General features: G+C 59.4%; 14 protein-coding genes. 5 read left to right on the top strand and 9 right to left on the bottom strand.

From position 1 onward, the window contains the following. Positions 1–104: 104 nt before the first annotated feature. The 8 genes from ACX3YD_RS01895 to ACX3YD_RS01930 all read right to left on the bottom strand — a co-directional run bounded on the left by ACX3YD_RS01895 (position 105) and on the right by ACX3YD_RS01930 (position 9,971). A complete protein-coding gene (locus tag ACX3YD_RS01895) occupies positions 105–2,027 on the bottom strand; it encodes a PrkA family serine protein kinase (RefSeq protein ID WP_047534149.1) in 1,923 nt (640 codons plus the stop codon). Positions 2,028–2,323: 296 nt separating this feature from the next. Beyond that, a complete protein-coding gene (glpE, locus tag ACX3YD_RS01900) occupies positions 2,324–2,653 on the bottom strand; it encodes a thiosulfate sulfurtransferase GlpE (protein WP_030130002.1) in 330 nt (109 codons plus the stop codon). 33 nt (positions 2,654–2,686) lie between these two features. After that, positions 2,687–3,571: a symmetrical bis(5'-nucleosyl)-tetraphosphatase gene (locus tag ACX3YD_RS01905; RefSeq protein ID WP_458959174.1), complete on the bottom strand. Its 885-nt coding sequence runs from the start codon at positions 3,569–3,571 to the stop codon at positions 2,687–2,689. Then, on the bottom strand, positions 3,571–3,951 hold the full coding sequence (apaG, locus tag ACX3YD_RS01910; protein ID WP_458959175.1) for a Co2+/Mg2+ efflux protein ApaG: 381 nt from the start codon (positions 3,949–3,951) through the stop codon (positions 3,571–3,573). Before apaG ends, ACX3YD_RS01905 begins: the two co-directional genes overlap by 1 nt. Positions 3,952–4,074: 123 nt before the next feature. Then, complete coding sequence (gene rsmA / locus ACX3YD_RS01915) at positions 4,075–4,893, bottom strand: 16S rRNA (adenine(1518)-N(6)/adenine(1519)-N(6))-dimethyltransferase RsmA (RefSeq protein ID WP_047534137.1); 819 nt, start codon at positions 4,891–4,893, stop codon at positions 4,075–4,077. Beyond that, on the bottom strand, positions 4,890–5,879 hold the full coding sequence (gene pdxA / locus ACX3YD_RS01920; protein WP_047534133.1) for a 4-hydroxythreonine-4-phosphate dehydrogenase PdxA: 990 nt from the start codon (positions 5,877–5,879) through the stop codon (positions 4,890–4,892). Before pdxA ends, rsmA begins: the two co-directional genes overlap by 4 nt. Beyond that, positions 5,876–7,198, bottom strand: coding sequence for a peptidylprolyl isomerase SurA (surA, locus tag ACX3YD_RS01925; RefSeq protein WP_458959176.1), 1,323 nt, complete (start codon positions 7,196–7,198; stop codon positions 5,876–5,878). The genes pdxA and surA overlap by 4 nt, the downstream gene beginning before the upstream one ends. Beyond that, positions 7,173–9,971: an LPS-assembly protein LptD gene (locus ACX3YD_RS01930; RefSeq protein WP_458959177.1), complete on the bottom strand. Its 2,799-nt coding sequence runs from the start codon at positions 9,969–9,971 to the stop codon at positions 7,173–7,175. Before ACX3YD_RS01930 ends, surA begins: the two co-directional genes overlap by 26 nt. Positions 9,972–10,101: 130 nt before the next feature. Here ACX3YD_RS01930 and ACX3YD_RS01935 point away from each other — a divergent pair, with 130 nt between their 5' ends. From ACX3YD_RS01935 to ACX3YD_RS01945, 3 genes are read left to right on the top strand one after another with little or no spacing between them, the layout of a single operon-like run. Next, the gene (locus ACX3YD_RS01935; protein ID WP_458959178.1) at positions 10,102–11,121 is read left to right on the top strand and encodes an aminoglycoside phosphotransferase family protein; all 1,020 of its coding nucleotides are present in this window, start codon (positions 10,102–10,104) and stop codon (positions 11,119–11,121) included. After that, positions 11,118–11,789: an N-acetylmuramate alpha-1-phosphate uridylyltransferase MurU gene (murU, locus tag ACX3YD_RS01940; protein ID WP_103404093.1), complete on the top strand. Its 672-nt coding sequence runs from the start codon at positions 11,118–11,120 to the stop codon at positions 11,787–11,789. The genes ACX3YD_RS01935 and murU overlap by 4 nt, the downstream gene beginning before the upstream one ends. 1 nt (position 11,790) lies before the next feature. Further along, positions 11,791–12,555: a TerB family tellurite resistance protein gene (locus ACX3YD_RS01945; RefSeq protein WP_047534126.1), complete on the top strand. Its 765-nt coding sequence runs from the start codon at positions 11,791–11,793 to the stop codon at positions 12,553–12,555. 72 nt (positions 12,556–12,627) lie between these two features. On the opposite strand, the gene ACX3YD_RS01950 is transcribed toward ACX3YD_RS01945, so the two are convergent. Beyond that, entirely contained in the window at positions 12,628–13,620 is a 993-nt protein-coding gene (locus ACX3YD_RS01950) for an alpha/beta hydrolase family protein (protein ID WP_047534124.1), read from the bottom strand. Between the two features lie 73 nt (positions 13,621–13,693). Between ACX3YD_RS01950 and ACX3YD_RS01955 the strand changes: the two genes are divergently transcribed. Both ACX3YD_RS01955 and ACX3YD_RS01960 read left to right on the top strand, forming a co-directional pair. After that, positions 13,694–16,093: a PAS domain-containing sensor histidine kinase gene (locus ACX3YD_RS01955; protein ID WP_458959179.1), complete on the top strand. Its 2,400-nt coding sequence runs from the start codon at positions 13,694–13,696 to the stop codon at positions 16,091–16,093. Next, positions 16,094–16,723 (top strand): response regulator, encoded by a 630-nt coding sequence (locus ACX3YD_RS01960; RefSeq protein WP_020798801.1) that lies wholly within the window; start codon positions 16,094–16,096, stop codon positions 16,721–16,723. Positions 16,724–16,857 lie beyond the last annotated feature (134 nt).

Below are 16,857 nucleotides of genomic sequence, written 5' to 3' on the forward strand. Positions count from 1 at the left end.
TTCAAGCGGCAAGCTTGAAGCTTTCAAGGCAAACAGAGCCACCAACAGCCTCAAGCGCCCCGTTCGGTGTGCTTGAGGCTTGTAGCTTGCCGCTTGCGGCTGCCTTACTGCGATTTTCTGACCCGTAGATACCACTCGGACAGCAGTCGTACCTGTTTGTCGGTGTAGCCCCGCTCGACCATCCGTGTGACGAAGTCGTTGTGCTTCTGCTGGTCCTCTTTGCTGGCCTTGGCATTGAAGCTGATGACCGGCAGCAGGTCCTCGGTGTTGGAGAACATTTTCTTCTCGATGACCACCCGCAGTTTTTCGTAGCTGAGCCAGGTTGGGTTCTTTCCGTTGTTGTTGGCTCGGGCACGCAGTACGAAGTTGACGATTTCGTTGCGGAAATCCTTCGGATTGCTGATGCCGGCCGGTTTTTCGATTTTTTCCAGCTCCTCGTTGAGTGCCACGCGGTTGAGGATTTCGCCGGTTTCCGGATCGCGGTATTCCTGATCCTGAATCCAGAAGTCGGCGTACAGCACGTAGCGGTCGAAGATGTTCTGGCCGTACTCGCTGTAAGACTCGAGGTAAGCGGTCTGGATCTCCTTGCCGATGAATTCGATGTAGCGCGGCGCCAGGTACTCCTTGAGGAAGCGCAGGTAGCGTTCGCGGGTTTCCGCCTGGAATTGTTCCTGTTCGATCTGTTGTTCAAGTACGTAGAGCAAGTGCACCGGGTTGGCGGCGATTTCGTGCGGGTCGAAGTTAAAGACCTTCGACAGGATCTTGAACGCGAAACGGGTCGACAGGCCGTTCATGCCTTCATCGACGCCGGCGTTATCGCGGTATTCCTGGATCGACTTGGCCTTCGGATCGGTGTCCTTGAGGTTTTCGCCGTCGTACACGCGCATTTTGGAGTAGATGTTGGAGTTCTCCGGCTCCTTGAGCCGAGACAGCACAGTGAACTGGGCGAGCATCTTCAAGGTATCGGGTGCGCAATGGGCCTTGGCCAGCGAGCTGTTGAACAGCAGTTTGTCGTAGATCTTCACTTCGTCGCTGACCCGCAGGCAGTACGGCACTTTGACAATGTAGATCCGGTCGATGAACGCTTCGTTGTTCTTGTTGTTACGGAAGGTGTGCCATTCCGATTCGTTGGAGTGGGCCAGCAGGATCCCGGTAAACGGAATCGCGCCAAGACCTTCGGTACTGTTGTAGTTACCTTCCTGAGTCGCCGTCAGCAATGGGTGCAGCACCTTGATCGGTGCCTTGAACATTTCGACGAACTCCATCAGGCCCTGGTTGGCCCGGCACAGTGCGCCGGAGTAGCTGTAGGCGTCGGCGTCGTTTTGCGGGAACTCTTCCAGTTTGCGGATATCGACCTTGCCCACCAGTGCCGAGATGTCCTGGTTGTTCTCATCTCCCGGCTCGGTTTTGGCCACGGCGATCTGGTTGAGGATCGACGGGTAGAGTTTCACCACGCGGAACTGGCTGATATCGCCGCCGAATTCGGCCAGGCGTTTGGTGGCCCACGGCGACATGATGGTATTGAGGTAGCGCCGTGGAATGCCGAAGTCTTCCTCGAGGATCGCGCCATCTTCAGTGGCGTTGAACAGACCCAGGGGTGATTCGAAAACCGGCGAGCCCTTGATGGCGTAGAAGGGCACTTTCTCGATCAGTTGTTTCAGCTTCTCGGCCAGGGATGATTTACCGCCACCAACAGGGCCGAGCAGATAGAGGATTTGCTTCTTCTCTTCCAGGCCCTGAGCGGCATGGCGGAAATACGACACGATCTGGTCGATGCATTCTTCCATCCCGTGGAAGTCTTCAAAGGCCGGATAGCGACGGATCACCTTGTTGGAGAAGATTCGCGACAGCCTCGAATTGGTCGAAGTGTCGAGCAGTTCCGGTTCACCGATGGCCAGAAGCAGACGCTCGGCGGCGGAAGCGTAGGCGCTGCGGTCCTTTTTGCACAGCTCAAGATACTCTTGCAGCGTGAGTTCTTCCTGGCGTGTGGACTCGAAACGTTGTTGGAAGTGGCTAAAGATACTCATGACGTCACCTCGCTCGATACGTGGAGCCGACGCCGGATCACTCAGTCGATGCTGGCAGCAACCGCACAGGCAGTCGCTGTTTACCCCCCAGAACTCTCTCGAAGCTGACGACTCCGAAAGCTACTCCCGATGACCCGCGCGCCGGTGTACCGGCTCTCCCCTGTTTTGGATGGCCTGCGCTTAAGGATAGTTGCTTATTCGGGAGGTAAAGGGGAGATGCGTAATTATGTGTGGCAGACCGTTCGTCTGCCACCGCGCTAGCCCGCGGGAGCCGGGGCTTGCGTGTTACAAAAAAATTATTCGGAGGTGCCTTGCGCCGTTTCTGAAGGATACGTCGTACGCCACAGCTCAAAACCGCCATCCATGCTGTAGACGTCGGAGAAGCCCTGGCTGATCAGGTAGGCGGCTGCGCCTTGGCTGGAATTGCCGTGGTAGCAAACCACCACGGTGGGGGCATCAAGGTCGGCGCCCTGGATGAAAGCGTGCAAGGAGTGGTTGTCCAGATGCTTCGAGCCGGCGATGTGCAGCGCCGCGAAAGTTGCAGGATCACGGACGTCGACCACCACTGCGCCTTGTTCGCGCAGGGCTTGGGCCTGTTCAGGGGGGATACGTTTGAATTCGCTCATGTCGGGCTCCTGTGGCTCGGCTGAATAGGCAGTCTAGCGCGGGGCGCTGGCTGGCGATGTGTCGGGAATGGGTGAGGCGACTGGCGGCAGGGCGGCATGGCCATGCTCGTCGCACTTGCAGGACAGGCGTTCGCCAGTGTCGACATTCATCAGGGTCAGGGCGCCGCCCCAGACGCAACCGGTGTCGAGGGCCGAGATGCCCGGCTCCTGGACCTTGCCTTCCAGTGCAGCCCAGTGACCGAAGATAATCTTCAGGTCCTTGGTCTTGCGGTCCTTGTGCTGGAACCAGGGTTTGTAGCCCGGTGGTGCGGTGTCCAGGCCTTCCTTGCTCTTGAGGTCAAGCTTGCCGTCGGCAGTGCAGAAGCGCATGCGCGTGAAATAGTTGGTGATCACCCGCAGGCGAGTCACGCCTTTGAGGTCGCTGTCCCATTTCGCCGGATCGTTGCCGTACATGCCATCGAGATAGGGCGCGAACAGGTTGTCGTCGCGCAGGGCCGTTTCGACCTCGGCAGCGCATTTGAGGGCCTTGCGCAGCGACCATTGCGGCGGAATGCCGGCATGCACCAACGCTACGTTGCGTTGCTCGTCGTAGTGCATGAGTTTTTGTTGGCGCAGCCAGTCCAGCAAATCGGCGCTATCGGGCGCCTCAATGATTTCGCGCAGGGTATCGGCTTTCTTCAGGCGTTCGATGTTCTGGCCGGCGGCCAGCAAATGAAGGTCGTGGTTGCCGAGTACGCATACCAGCGATTCGCGGATGCTATAGAGGAAGCGCAACGTTTCCAGTGATTGCGGGCCGCGATTGACCAGATCGCCCACCAGCCACAGGCGATCCTTTTCCGGGGCGAAGGCGACTTTTTTGAGCAGGCATTGCAACGCCTCAAGGCAGCCTTGCAAATCACCGACAGCGTATGTCGCCATCAGTGCAAGGCTCCGGGGACCGCTAGACGGAACGGGGCGATGATGGCGTCGAATTGCTTACCGTCGTCGGCAATCATCTGATAGCTGCCTTGCATGGTCCCGACTTTAGTCGTCATGACCGTGCCGCTGCTGTAGGTGTGGCTTTTGCCTGCCGCGATCAACGGTTGCTGACCAACCACACCGGCACCGCGAACCTCTTCGACGTGCCCGTCGCCGTCGGTGATCACCCAGTGCCGTGAAAGCAGTTTGGCGGGTAGCTCACCATTGTTTTGCACGGTAATGGTGTAGGCGAAGGCAAAGCGGTCTTGTTCTGGTTGCGATTGTTCTGCCAGATAGCGGGTGACGACGCTGACGTCGACCTGATAACGAGGATCGGACATGCAAGAGGCCTTAAAAACGAAGCGGAACGCGGGGCGTAGCTGATGGAGTTCAGTCTAGGCCAAGTGTCGGATAGTAAACCAGACATGGGTGCTGGTGTCCTATCCGATAACGCGTCAGGTCTGTCAGATATCGGCAGGCTTCTGTAGGGCTTGTTCGCTGAGCTTGTCGGCCAGGCGCACAAAGGCGGCCAGATCGAGTTGCTCGGGACGCAGGCTGCCATCGACGCCAGCGGCTTCGATTTCGGCGTTGCTCAACAGCAGCTTGAGGGTGTTACGCAATGTTTTGCGGCGCTGATTGAAGGCTTCGCGTACGACGCGTTCGAGCAGCCGGTGGTCTTTGGCGGGGTGGGGCAGAACGGCGTGGGGCACCAGTCGCACAATGGCCGAATCGACTTTCGGCGGTGGATTGAATGCGCCCGGGCCAACGTTGAACAGGTGCTCAACACGGCAGTGATACTGAACCATGATCGACAGCCGGCCCCAATCACCACCGCCAGGCCCTGCCGCTAGACGCTCGACCACTTCTTTTTGCAGCATGAAGTGCATGTCGCGAATCAAGTGAGAGTTGTTTAGCAGGTGGAAAATCAGCGGGGTGGAGATGTTATACGGCAGGTTGCCAACCACTCGCAGGCTGCCCGGCGCGGCATTCAGGCTGTTGAAGTCGAACTTCAGCGCGTCGCCCTGGTGCAGGTTGAAGTTGCTCTTGCCGGCGAATTGCTGGTTGAGGATCGGGATCAGATCCTTGTCCAGCTCTACCACGTCAAGTTGTGCGCCGCTGTTGAGCAGGCCTTCGGTCAACGCGCCCTGGCCAGGGCCGATTTCCAGCATGCGGTCATCGGGTTTGGCGTGGATGGAGCGTAGGATACGGTCGATAACGCCGGCATCGTGCAGAAAGTTCTGGCCGAAGCGCTTGCGCGCCCGGTGTTGGTATTGCTCGGTCATAAACGGGTCTCGGCCATCTGATAGGCGGTTTCCAGGGCGACTTGCAGGCTGCCGGTATCGATTTTGCCGCTACCGGCCAGATCCAGCGCAGTGCCGTGATCGACTGATGTGCGGATGATCGGCAAGCCCAGGGTCACGTTGACTGCAGCGCCAAAGCCTTTGTATTTCAGCACAGGCAGGCCCTGGTCGTGGTACATCGCCAGCACTGCGTCGCAGTGCTCCAGATATTTGGGGGTGAACAGAGTGTCGGCGGGCAGCGGACCTCGCAGGTCCATGCCTTCGCCGCGCAGGCGCTCTAATGTGGGTTCGATAATGTCGATTTCTTCATGGCCCAGGTGCCCACCTTCACCGGCGTGGGGGTTTAACCCGCATACCAGGATCCGTGGTTGGGCAATGCCGAACTTGTGTTGCAGATCGGCATGCAGAATGCGCGTGACCCGCTCCAGACGCTCCGGTGTGATTGCATCGGCAATCTCGCGAAGGGGCAGGTGGGTGGTGACCAGGGCCACGCGCAATCCGCGAGTGGCGAGCATCATGACCACTTGCGCGGTATGGGTCAGGTCGGCGAGGAATTCGGTGTGTCCGGAAAAGGCGATCCCGGATTCGTTGATCACGCCCTTGTGCACGGGGGCCGTGATCATTCCGGCAAAGTGCCCGTCCAGGCAGCCTTGGCCTGCGCGGGTCAGGGTCTCCAGGACGAAAGCGGCATTGGCCTTGTCCAGTTGCCCGGCGACGACCTTGGCGTTGAGTGGGGTATCCCAGACATACAGGCTGTTGGCGGGTGCGGGCGCATCTGGCCAGGCGTCTGGAGTGACCGGCAGCAAGTCGACAGCCACGCCCAGTTGCGCGGCCCGCTCGAGGAGCAGGTCGCGGCTGGTAATGGCAATCAGGGGGTGCGGCTGGGCTTGCGAGGCGAGCAGCAGGCACAGGTCGGGACCTATGCCGGCTGGTTCACCGGGTGTCAGCGCAAAACGTTTGGGTTTCACTGCGCTGCCTGGTTCGCGCCAGGGAGTTTGATTTCAACATACGCTTCGTCACGGATCTGACGCAGCCAGGTTTGCAGCTCTTCGTCGTATTTGCGGTTACGCAGTACGGTCATCGCTTGTTGCTCGCGAGCCTGGGTGGTGTTGTCGGTGGCGCGGCGGCCAAGGACTTCCAGGACGTGCCAGCCGTATTGAGTCTTGAAAGGCTTGGACAGTTGACCTTGCGGGGTCTTGGACATCACTTCGCGGAATTCCGGGACCAGAACGCTCGGGTCGATCCAGTTCAGGTCGCCACCGTTGAGGGCGGAACCCGGGTCTTCCGAGTAGCTTTTCGCCAGTTCGCCGAAGTCTTCGCCCGCCTCGATGCGGGTATAGAGCGACTGAACCAGGGCCTTGGTTTTTTCTTCGTCGCGAATCGGGCTTGGTTTGACCAGGATGTGGCGCACATGCACTTCGTCACGTACCTGGGTCTCGCCGCCACGCTTGTCGGTGATCTTCAAGATGATGAAACCGCCCGGCGTACGCATCGGCTGGGTCACATCGCCGACCGCCATGGTGCTCAGCAGGCGATCGAACGGCGGTGGCAGTTGAGCGGCTTTACGCCAGCCCATGTCGCCGCCTTCCAGTGCGGTTTCGCTGGCGGATTTGGCGATGGCCAATTGACCGAAGTCGGCGCCTTGCTTGAGTTGTTGATAAATCGCATCAGCCTGTTTGGCAGCATTCTGAATCGCGTCAGAGTTGGCGCTTTCTGGCGTAGGAATCAGGATGTTGGCCAGGCGGAACTCTTCGGACAGCTGCATTTTGCCGAGGTCCGACGCCAGGAAGTTCTTCACTTCCTGCTCGGAGACCTGGATGCGCTCAGCCACACGACGCTGACGCACGCGGCTGATCACCATCTCGCGACGAATCTGTTCACGTGCATCGTCATATGACACGCCGTCGCGAGTCAGCGCGGCGCGGAATTGATCGATCGACATGTTGTTTCGCTGGGCAATGGTGCCGACAGCCTGGTTCAGTTCTTCATCGGTGATGCGGATGCCGGAACGTTCGCCGATCTGCAGTTGCAGGTTTTCGACGATCAGGCGCTCGAGCACCTGTTGCTCCAGCACGCTGGCCGGTGGCACGGCGGTGCCGCGCTTGGCGATGGTTTGCTGAACGTCATGGACCCGCTGGTCCAGTTGGCTCTGCATGACCACATCGTTATCGACAATGGCCACCACTTTATCGATGGACTGTACCGCGGCGTTGGCCGCGGTACCCAGGAACAGCGCGCCCAGCAGCAGCGGGCGCAGACAATCAGAAAGCTTGGTCTTCACGTTCACGATAACCTTGGATGCCTTTGTCGAGGAAGCTCTCTACTTTGGCGCCGGTGAGGCCGCCGAGTCCCTTCAGAACGATTTGTAGGAATACGCCGTGGTCGCCTTTTTCGTTTTGCGGTGCTTCCTGACTGAATTCGTCGTAGGAAACCCAGTAACGGTTGATCAGGCGCAGTTTCCAGCAGCAGTTGTCGTACTCGAAACCACCGAAGGCTTCCAGGGTACGGTTACGGTTGTAGTCATACTGCCAGCGGCTGATGGCGTTCCATTGCGGCACGACTGGCCAGATTACCGAGAAGTCGTGCTGTTGGATTTTGTAGTAATCCTTCACGTAGCCAGGCTGACCCGGGGTGCCATAGTCACCGCCGCCCACCTGCCATTTACCGGTGTTCTGGTCATAACGCACCTGGTCATTACGATAGCGATAGCCGGCGTTGATGACCTTGTTCGGGTTGTCTTCAGGCTGGTAGTGGAACATCGCGCTGCCCGAGCGAGGGCTGCGGCTGTCCGGGTCCCAGTTGTAATCGGCCGTCGTGCGCCAATCGCGGTTCCAGCGATATTCGTAATCCAGTGCGTAAGGCGAAACGTTCGAATGCGCATCCTGACGGGTTTTCGCATCGATGCCCGGCAACTGGACTTCGCGATCCTTGAAGTACAGGGCCTGACCGACACTGACGCGTTGACGCTCGAAGCCGTTGTCTTCAATCCAGCGGCTGGTCACGCCCAGGGACAGCTTGTTCTCGTCACCGACGCGGTCGGAACCCGAGAAGCGGTTGTCACGGAACAGCGACGCATAGTTGAAGGTGTATTCGCTGGTGTCGAACACCGGAATGTTTTCCTGGTCCTTTTCCGGCACGTACAAGTAGAACAAGCGCGGCTCAAGGGTCTGACGATAGTTCTTGCCGAACCATTGGGTGTTGCGATCGAAGTACAGGCCGCTGTCGATGCTGGCAATCGGCACGCCACGATTCTGGTTGCTGCCGAAGGTACCATTGAGCTGGTCCTGTTCCGGTGTCTGCGCAGCAATCTGGCTTTTGCCGATGCTGTCCAGGTCCAGTTGATACTGGGTGTATTGGTACTTGAGCGTTGGCTTCAGGAAACCATAAGTCCAGTCGAGCGGCAGGCTTACGGCCGGTGCAAGATTGAGGCGATCGCCGTTGGCGCGTGCCAGACCTTGAACGTTGGTGTCCAGTCGCGGCGACACATTGCCGTTTTCATCGGTGAACGTGCCATTTTTCAGGTCGCGATCGAACCGTACGACTTCAGTGTTATAGGTGAAATTCAGGCCGTTTGGATGATATGGCAGTGCACCGTCGAAGGTGATCTGCGGCAGACGGTCATACGGCGTGATGTTCGAAACGGTTGCAAGCTCGTAAGCCTGGGCGTTCACGCGGGCGGTGTAGCTGTCGCCACGATAGGTGACGGAGCCTTGTTGGTTCACATAGTCTGCGCTTTTCACACCAATCTGGTCGGTCTGCAGATCCTGGAAGTAATAAGGATCGCTGATCTTGGTGTAATCGACTTGCGTGAAGACTCGCGAATCGAGGCCGCCCTTGTGTTGCCAGTTGTACATGTAGCGGTTTTTCTCGTAATCGGTCTGCTTGCTGCGCTCGGTGTCCTCGTCGTTGAGGTACGCAGCACCGAACTGGCCTTCGCTGGACTTGGTGAGGTAGCGGAACTCGCCTTCCATCAACAAGCCATGCTTTTCCATGTAGCGCGGGTACAACGTGGCGTCGTAGTTCGGTGCCAGGTTGAAGTAGTACGGTGTCACCAGCATGAAGCCGGTATCGCTGCCGGTGCCGATGGTCGGCGGCAGGAAGCCGGACTGGCGGCGGTCGTCGATCGGGAAATAGATGTACGGCGTGTACAGGACAGGAATGTCCTTGACCCGCAGTGTCACGTTGGTCGCAGTACCGAAGCCGGTAGCCGGGTTCAGGGTGATGTTGTTGCCCTTGAGCTGCCAGGCGTTGCTGTTCGGTTCGCACGTGGTGTACGTACCATCCTTGAGGCGGATGATCGCGTTCTCGGCACGTTTGGCGTACAGCGCGTTACCGCGAATACGCGACTTGTGCATCACGTATTCGGCGTTATCGACCTTGGCTTCACCGGTGTCGAGCTGCACATCGGCGTGATCGCCCACGATCAGTGCGCCGTTGTCGCGGATACGGACATTGCCGCTGAGTTCGCCACGGCTCTCGGCCTGGTACAGGTTGGCCTCGTCGGCTTCGACCTGCATGCTGCCCTGGCGCATGACCACGTCACCGGCCAGGGTGGCGACTTGTTCATCCTGCTTGTAGCGAGAGGCTTTCGCGCCGATAAAGGTTGGCGCGTCACTTTTATTCGTCTTGTCATTCATGCCAGGACGAATCGGTTCGATATAGGAACCAGAGCAATAAGGACCGGTTTCTGCCAATTGCGCCGCTGTGAGCTGATCGCGTGGAACCCAGTCGAGGTGGCTATAGTCTTCGCTACGCGACTTCAGGCCGCGCCCCTTGGACTCGGTCACGAGCACAGGCTTGGCGCCGGTGTCTTCACTGGTGCCTTCCTGTGACGGGGTCTCGCCAGTGGCGCTGACTGCGCTGCCTTCATGCACGGGACGCGGTGGCAAGGCTGCCGCCGGCGCCTTTGGCGCACATGCCCAGGCACCCGAAGCAGAGACTGAGCAGTCATACTGTTCCGCGGCGACCACGAAGGAAGTGGCTAGAGGTTGCAAGGCCAGCATACTGCCGGTTACCAACAACGGAAATTTTTTACGAAACGCGGGGGATTTCAATGCCATCTTATTAGTCCGGGCTTCCTGCGTGCCATCTGCCCGCGGTGTGGGCCGCACGCCTCTCGATGGTCTGAAAAAGATGCTGGATAATAAAGCATGACCCGCTTGACGGCTAGCGCCGTCGGAGACCCTTGCAATGCCTGACCAAGATGTACGTTTGCAACACCTGAAAGTTTGGCTCGATGAGCAATTGGCAAACCTTTATACAGAACAGGGTTGGGGTGCCGTACCCCCGGCCACGTTGACCGCAGCCAGTAGCGATGCGAGTTTCCGACGTTATTTTCGTTGGGAAGGTGCGGGAAAAAGTTTCATCGTGATGGATGCCCCGCCGCCTCAGGAAAACTGCAAACCCTTCGTGGATATCGCTTTTTTACTGGCGAAATCCGGAATAAATGTGCCGAAAATTTATGCCGAGGACCTCGAGCGCGGTTTTCTTTTGCTCAATGACTTGGGCAACAAGACGTATCTGGATGTCATCGACAGCGAAAACGCCGACGATTTGTTCACCGATGCGCTGCAAGCACTGCTGGCGTTTCAACAGTTGCCGATGGTTGCGCCACTACCGAGTTATGACGTGGCGCTGCTGCGTCGAGAGTTGGAGTTGTTTCCCGAGTGGTACGTGAAACGCGAGCTGGGCATCGAGTTCGACGCCGCTCAGCAAGTGCTTTGGCAGCAGGTCAGCGACCTGTTGATCGACAGCGCATTGGCCCAGCCGAAAGTCCTCGTACATCGTGACTATATGCCACGCAATCTGATGCTCAGCGAACCGAATCCCGGCGTGCTGGACTTCCAGGATGCTGTTTATGGTCCGGTGACTTATGACGTGACGTGTCTGTTCAAGGATGCCTTCCTCAGTTGGCCCGAGGAGCGCGTGCGTGGCTGGCTGGAGAGTTACTGGCAGCAAGCGGCGGCGTTGAATATTCCGGTTCAGCCCGACTTCGAGGATTTCCTGCGTGCCAGTGACTTGATGGGTGTGCAGCGTCACCTGAAAGTGATCGGCATCTTCGCCCGCATCTGTCATCGCGACGGCAAGCCACGCTACCTGGGTGATGTGCCGCGTTTCTTTGCATATATAGATGCTGTGATTGCGCGTCGTCCGGAGTTGGCTGAGCTGGACGTGTTGCTGGCCAGTCTGCGTGCTGGAGTCACGGCATGAAGGCAATGATTCTGGCAGCAGGCAAGGGCGAGCGCATGCGCCCCCTGACGCTGACCACGCCAAAGCCGCTGGTCCGTGCAGGTGGGGTGCCCCTGATCGAGTATCACCTGCGTGCCCTGGCGGCGGCCGGGTTTGACGAAATCGTGATCAATCATGCCTGGCTGGGCCAGCAGATCGAAGACTATCTGGGCGATGGCTCGCGGTACGGTGTGCACATTCAGTATTCGCCGGAAGGGGAGCCGCTGGAAACGGGAGGCGGGATTTTCCGCGCATTGCCGTTGTTGGGTGATGAGGCTTTTGTGGTGGTCAACGGCGATATCTGGACCGATTACGACTTCAGCGTGTTGCATCAGCCGATTGTCGGTCTGGCTCACCTGGTGCTGGCGAACAACCCGGACCACCATCCGGCCGGGGACTTCCAGTTGATCGACGGGCAGGTGCGCGACAGTCAAGCGGATGCGCCCACGCTGACCTACAGCGGTATCGCAGTGCTACATCCGCAGCTGTTCGAAGGCTGCTCTGCCGGGGCGTTCAAACTGGCACCGTTACTGCGCTCGGCAATGGCGAACGGACAAGTGTCCGGCGAACGGCTGAACGGGCAGTGGGTCGATGTCGGCACTCACGAGCGATTGGCGCAAGTCGAAACCCTGATTGAAGCGAGACGTTGACATGCTGTGGCCAGGGACTCTGATTGGAGCCGGAGCGGGTTTTGCCATCGCCAGCATTCCCGGGGCCATGCTGGGTGCATTGTTGGGGCAGGCGCTGGACCGGCGCCTGCACTTGCAGAGCTGGGGGCACTTGCTTGAAAAGCTTGGTGGCCGCCCGGCGCTGCGCAACGATGAACTGTTGTTTGTTTTGTTGGGGCGATTGGCCAAGAGCGACGGGCAGGTTGTGGATGGCCATATTCAGCAGGCGCGGCAGGAAATGCGGGCGCTGGAGATGAACGAATCGGCTCAGCGTCGGGCGATAGCAGCGTTCAATCGCGGCAAGTCGGGCAATGATCGGTTGCGTGGTTATCTGCGCCGCTTGAGTGCGCAACCCCATGCGGCAGAAGGGGTATTGCGCGCCTGTTGGCGGATGATCTGGGCGGACGGCCGGGCCGGCACCCGTGAGCGGGAGTTGATTGCTCAATGGGGGCGGTGGCTGGGCTGGCGGTCGCATCAGGTGCAGGCGTTGGCGGCGGACTATGAGCCGCAAAAGCGATCGGTGGCGAACAAAGCAGCCACCTATCAAGACGCCATGCGGCTGTTGGGCGTATCAGCCACCACTGAGCCGGCGCAGATCAAGCGTGCCTATCGCCGCCTGCTCAGTCGTCATCATCCGGACAAAGTCGCCGGAAGGGGGGCGACGGAACTTCAGGTCCGCGAAGCAACCGAGAAAACTCGTGAATTGCAGGGTGCTTATATGCTGATTCGTCAGCGGCGGGATTTTTGATAGCGGCAACGGTGTGGATGGCTCGTGATGCCTGTATCGCTGGCAAGCCCGCGATACAGGCGACCCGGTCACTCAGTCTGCTGCGGTTTGTGGACTTAACCAACCCCGAACCCGGCGCACCAATTGTTCCTGCTCAGCCTTGGCATTGCCCGGTAATGCCTTGAGCGACACCTGGCTAAACGCCGAAGACTTCAAGCGTTTGCTGGCCTGTAAACGGGCGAGCGCCGCGTCGCGGTCCAGGGGTTTGTCCTTATAGTAAATGTCGGCGGTAGGCAGTTTCAGGGTTGGCGTGAGCTCGTCCAGTTCGGGTTTCGCTTGAACCGGCGTCTGCGCGGCAACCATGACGAACCGCTCGACCTGCGATGTCTGTTTTTCGCTCAGGTAGCGTGCCGCCCAGTAAGCGCCAGTGCCGTGTCCCAATACGACGATGCTGCGCGCGCTTTGCTGTTCAGCGAACGCAATCGCGGCGTCGATACGGGCGAAGATCCGCTCGGCATCGGCCTTGGCCTGCTCTTCCGTGGTTTCGGCGATCGCCTTGTCGGCCACGTCCGCTTCGCCACCAGCCGCCTGTTCGATGGGGGACGCGGTTGTCGAATCCTTGCTGCCGGTGTCCGCCGCCTTGGGGGCTGGCGCCACTTCAACGATGCGCGGCGCAATGGCATCGCTTTGCAGGTCCGGCAAGGTGATACTCAGGCTGCTCCACGCGGCGTTCGGCAAGTTGCGCCGTAAAGGGCCGATCGCTTGAGGCCAGTCAACGGTTTCGCCCGCGCCCGGGATGATAATCACCGCACCTTTGGGTTCGGCCGTATTGGCCGGTTTCCATAAGGCCAGGAAGGTATCGCCGCCCGCTTGCAGTTGCTGCTGTTCCTGAGCCGGGATTTTTCGCTCGAGTGCTGTCGCTTCTTCCTGACTACGCTCAGGCAAGGGCTGGCGTTCGACCGGTTTTTCTTCGGCGGGCTTTTGCGCGGCATCGGGTGCCGGGTCGGCAGCTTCGACCGAAAAAGCGCAAGGCAGGATCAGCGACAGGCACAATGCTGGCAGTGCCAGGCGGTAGACAGGGGGCATCGGATATTCCAGGCCAGAAGTAATTCCGGCAGCCTAATGGGTTGGTCAGTATTTGTCAGTGTGTGAGAGTTCGATGATGCGTTTTCGCTGCCTGTGGGTTATCGGCTGTTTGTGGTTTCCCTTGATGGGCTGGGCGGCAGTCATGCCCCCGGCGCACGTTGCAATCTTGTCGCCCAAGCAGCAACAGTGGCTGGCCCGGCAAGGAGAATTGCGGGTCGGGCTGGTGTTGCAAGCGCCCTATGCGCAATACGATCGCCGCTTGCAGCGGCTGTCCGGGGTTAACGTCGAGCTGATGAAATGGCTGGCCAAGTCGCTCAAGGTCGAACTGACCTGGCGTAACTTTCCCGACCTTGAGCAGTTGGAAGCCGCTGCGCGCCAGGGCGAAATCGACATCGCGCCAGGGCTGACCCAGACGCCTGGTGGTTTGCGCCTCTGGCAGTTTTCCGACCCATACATGCGCGTGCCTCAATTGGTGGTCAGCGACCAGAAAAGCACCGGCGCGGTCGAGCTGGAAAAACTCGACAGCCAGACCCGCGTCGCGATACGCATGCCCAGCGTCACTGCCGATTACCTGCGCAGCAACTACCCGCATTTAAACCTGCAGGGCGTTCCGGTCGAGCGTCAGGCGTTGCAATTGTTGTTGAGTCAGCAAGCGGCCTACGCCGTCGTCGATGAGGCGCAATTGGGGCGTCTGTCTGTCGAGCCGGAGTTCGCCGAGCTGGTCGTCGTGGGCGACATCGGCTTGCCCCAACTGTTGCGAATCGCGACGCGGCGCGACCTGCCGGAGTTGGCAGGCATCGTCGAAAGCGCATTACGGGCAATCCCGGCCAAGGATCTGGAGACCCTGCACAACCAATGGCTTCAGCCCAAGTACCCGCGGCTCACTGAAACGCCGGGCTTCTGGCAAAACCTTTGCCTGCTGTTGCTGGTGTTGGCATTGAGCAGCATGGCCATCGTGTTTTGGCAGCGCCGTCAGCAGCTCAGCCTGGAGCAACGACTGGCGGCGGCGCAGCAAGACATTGCCTTGCGTGCCGCGAGTGAAGAAGCCTTGCGGCTGACGCAGTTTTCCATCGATCAGAGCACCGTCGGTATCCTCTGGGTCAATTGGGACAGTCATGTGCGCTACGCCAACCGAGCGGCCGAAAGCATGTTGGGCTATTCATCGGGGGGAATCATCGATCGCCCCCTGATCGACTTCGAGCCCGGTCTGAACATGGATCGCTGGTTGAACCTGTGGAAACTCGCCAGGGCCAGCGACGACGCCCCGCAAAGTTTCGAAACCAATTGCCTGCGGGCCGACGGCAGCATCCTGCCGGCAGACGTCTCGCTGAGTTTCCTGCGTTTTCGCGATGGCGAATACCTGGTGGTTTACCTCACCGATGTCACCGAGCGCCGCCGTGCCCTGGCCGCACTGCAGGAAAGCGAAGCGCGGCTGCAAGGGATCGCGGCGAATGTGCCTGGACTGGTCTTTCGCCTTGAGCGGGCGCCGGTGACCGGGCAGATCGATTTTGCCTATATCAGTGAAGGCAGCGAGAGTCTGGTGGGGTACTCGCCGGCCACCCTGGCTCATCGCGACAAAGGCCTGCGTAGCCTGGTGCACCCGGACGACAAGGCCAGCTATCACCAGACCCAGGACCACGCCCTGGACACCGACAGCGACTGGTCATGGCAAGGGCGAATCCTGACCCGTCAGGGCGAGCAACGCTGGGCGGAAATCAAGGCGATTACCCGGCGACTCGAGGACGGCGCGTACGTATGGGATGGGATCGTCTGGGACATCAGCGAGAGCAAACGCATCGAACTGGAGCTGGCCAGTTCCCGGGAGCAACTGCGGGAGTTGTCCGCGCACCTGGAGAGCGTGCGTGAAGAGGAAAAGGCCCGCATCGCGCGGGAAGTCCACGACGAGCTGGGGCAAATGTTGACCGTGCTCAAACTGGAAACGTCCATGTGCGAACTGGCCTACGCCCAGCTCGCCCCCGGTCTGAACGAACGCCTGAACAGCATGAAGCGCCTGATCGCGCAGTTGTTCCAGCTGGTGCGTGATGTGGCGACAGCGTTGCGGCCACCGATTCTTGATGCCGGGATTGCCTCGGCCATTGAATGGCAGGCCCGTCGCTTCGAGGCGCGCACGCAGATTCCTTGTCTGGTGCAGGTGCCGGACAATTTGCCGGTGCTCAGTGATGCCAAGGCGATTGGCCTGTTCCGCATCCTTCAGGAAGCACTGACCAATGTCATGCGCCATGCCCAGGCGCATACTGTCGAACTGACACTGGCCCTTGATGGCAATGAGTTGTGTCTGACCATCAGCGATGATGGCGTAGGATTTGTTGCAGCCGCGGGCAGGCCGACCTCCTTTGGGGTGGTCGGCATGCGCGAGCGAGTGTTGATCATGGGCGGCCAATTGTCGCTTGAGAGTGAGCCGGGCGAGGGCACGACCCTGATCGTGCGAGTGCCGTTGGATGAGGAGAAGTAAGTGATCCGTGTACTGGTAGCCGAAGACCACACCATCGTCCGCGAAGGCATCAAGCAATTGATTGGCCTGGCCAAGGATCTGCTGGTGGTGGGGGAGGCGAGTAATGGCGAACAGTTGCTCGAGACCTTGAGACATGTGCCCTGTGAAGTGGTGCTGCTGGACATCTCCATGCCGGGCGTCAACGGCCTCGAAGCGATTCCACGGATACGTGCGCTGAACAATCCGCCGGTGATTCTGGTGCTGTCGATGCACGACGAAGCGCAAATGGCGGCGCGGGCGTTGAAGGTCGGCGCCGCAGGTTATGCCACCAAGGACAGCGACCCGGCCCTGCTGTTGACCGCCATCCGCCGGGTTGCGGCGGGTGGGCGTTATATCGATCCGGACCTGGCCGACCGCATGGTCTTCGAAGTCGGCCTGACCGATTCGCGGCCCTTGCACTCGCTGCTGTCGGAACGTGAGTTTTCAGTGTTCGAACGCCTGGCCCAGGGGGCGAACGTCAACGACATCGCCCAGCAATTGGCGTTGAGCAGCAAGACCATCAGCACCCACAAGGCGCGGTTGATGCAGAAACTCAACATCACTTCGCTGGCGGAACTGGTGAAGTACGCGATGGAACACAAACTCCTCTAAACCTGTGGGAGCTTGCTCGCTCCCACAGGTTTAGTGTTCGCATACCCATTTGCGACACATGGTTTCAGCGCTTTTGCCTTTGCTTGCTGCTTCTGGCTGACAGCTTGCCTCTGCGTATGCCAAAACGCGCCATC

Source organism: Pseudomonas fluorescens group sp. PF-1 (assembly GCF_054481335.1).

Bases quoted from the DNA above. Each gene is read 5' to 3' on its own strand.
- ACX3YD_RS01905 (WP_458959174.1), bottom strand. From the start codon at position 3,571: ATGGCGACATACGCTGTCGGTGATTTGCAAGGCTGCCTTGAGGCGTTG.
- ACX3YD_RS01955 (WP_458959179.1), top strand. From the start codon at position 13,694: ATGATGCGTTTTCGCTGCCTGTGGGTTATCGGCTGTTTGTGGTTTCCC.
- ACX3YD_RS01930 (WP_458959177.1), bottom strand. From the start codon at position 9,971: ATGGCATTGAAATCCCCCGCGTTTCGTAAAAAATTTCCGTTGTTGGTA.
- ACX3YD_RS01950 (WP_047534124.1), bottom strand. From the start codon at position 13,620: ATGCCCCCTGTCTACCGCCTGGCACTGCCAGCATTGTGCCTGTCGCTG.
- ACX3YD_RS01935 (WP_458959178.1), top strand. From the start codon at position 10,102: ATGCCTGACCAAGATGTACGTTTGCAACACCTGAAAGTTTGGCTCGAT.
- murU (WP_103404093.1), top strand. From the start codon at position 11,118: ATGAAGGCAATGATTCTGGCAGCAGGCAAGGGCGAGCGCATGCGCCCC.
- ACX3YD_RS01895 (WP_047534149.1), bottom strand. From the start codon at position 2,027: ATGAGTATCTTTAGCCACTTCCAACAACGTTTCGAGTCCACACGCCAG.
- apaG (WP_458959175.1), bottom strand. From the start codon at position 3,951: ATGTCCGATCCTCGTTATCAGGTCGACGTCAGCGTCGTCACCCGCTAT.
- glpE (WP_030130002.1), bottom strand. From the start codon at position 2,653: ATGAGCGAATTCAAACGTATCCCCCCTGAACAGGCCCAAGCCCTGCGC.
- rsmA (WP_047534137.1), bottom strand. From the start codon at position 4,893: ATGACCGAGCAATACCAACACCGGGCGCGCAAGCGCTTCGGCCAGAAC.
- ACX3YD_RS01945 (WP_047534126.1), top strand. From the start codon at position 11,791: ATGCTGTGGCCAGGGACTCTGATTGGAGCCGGAGCGGGTTTTGCCATC.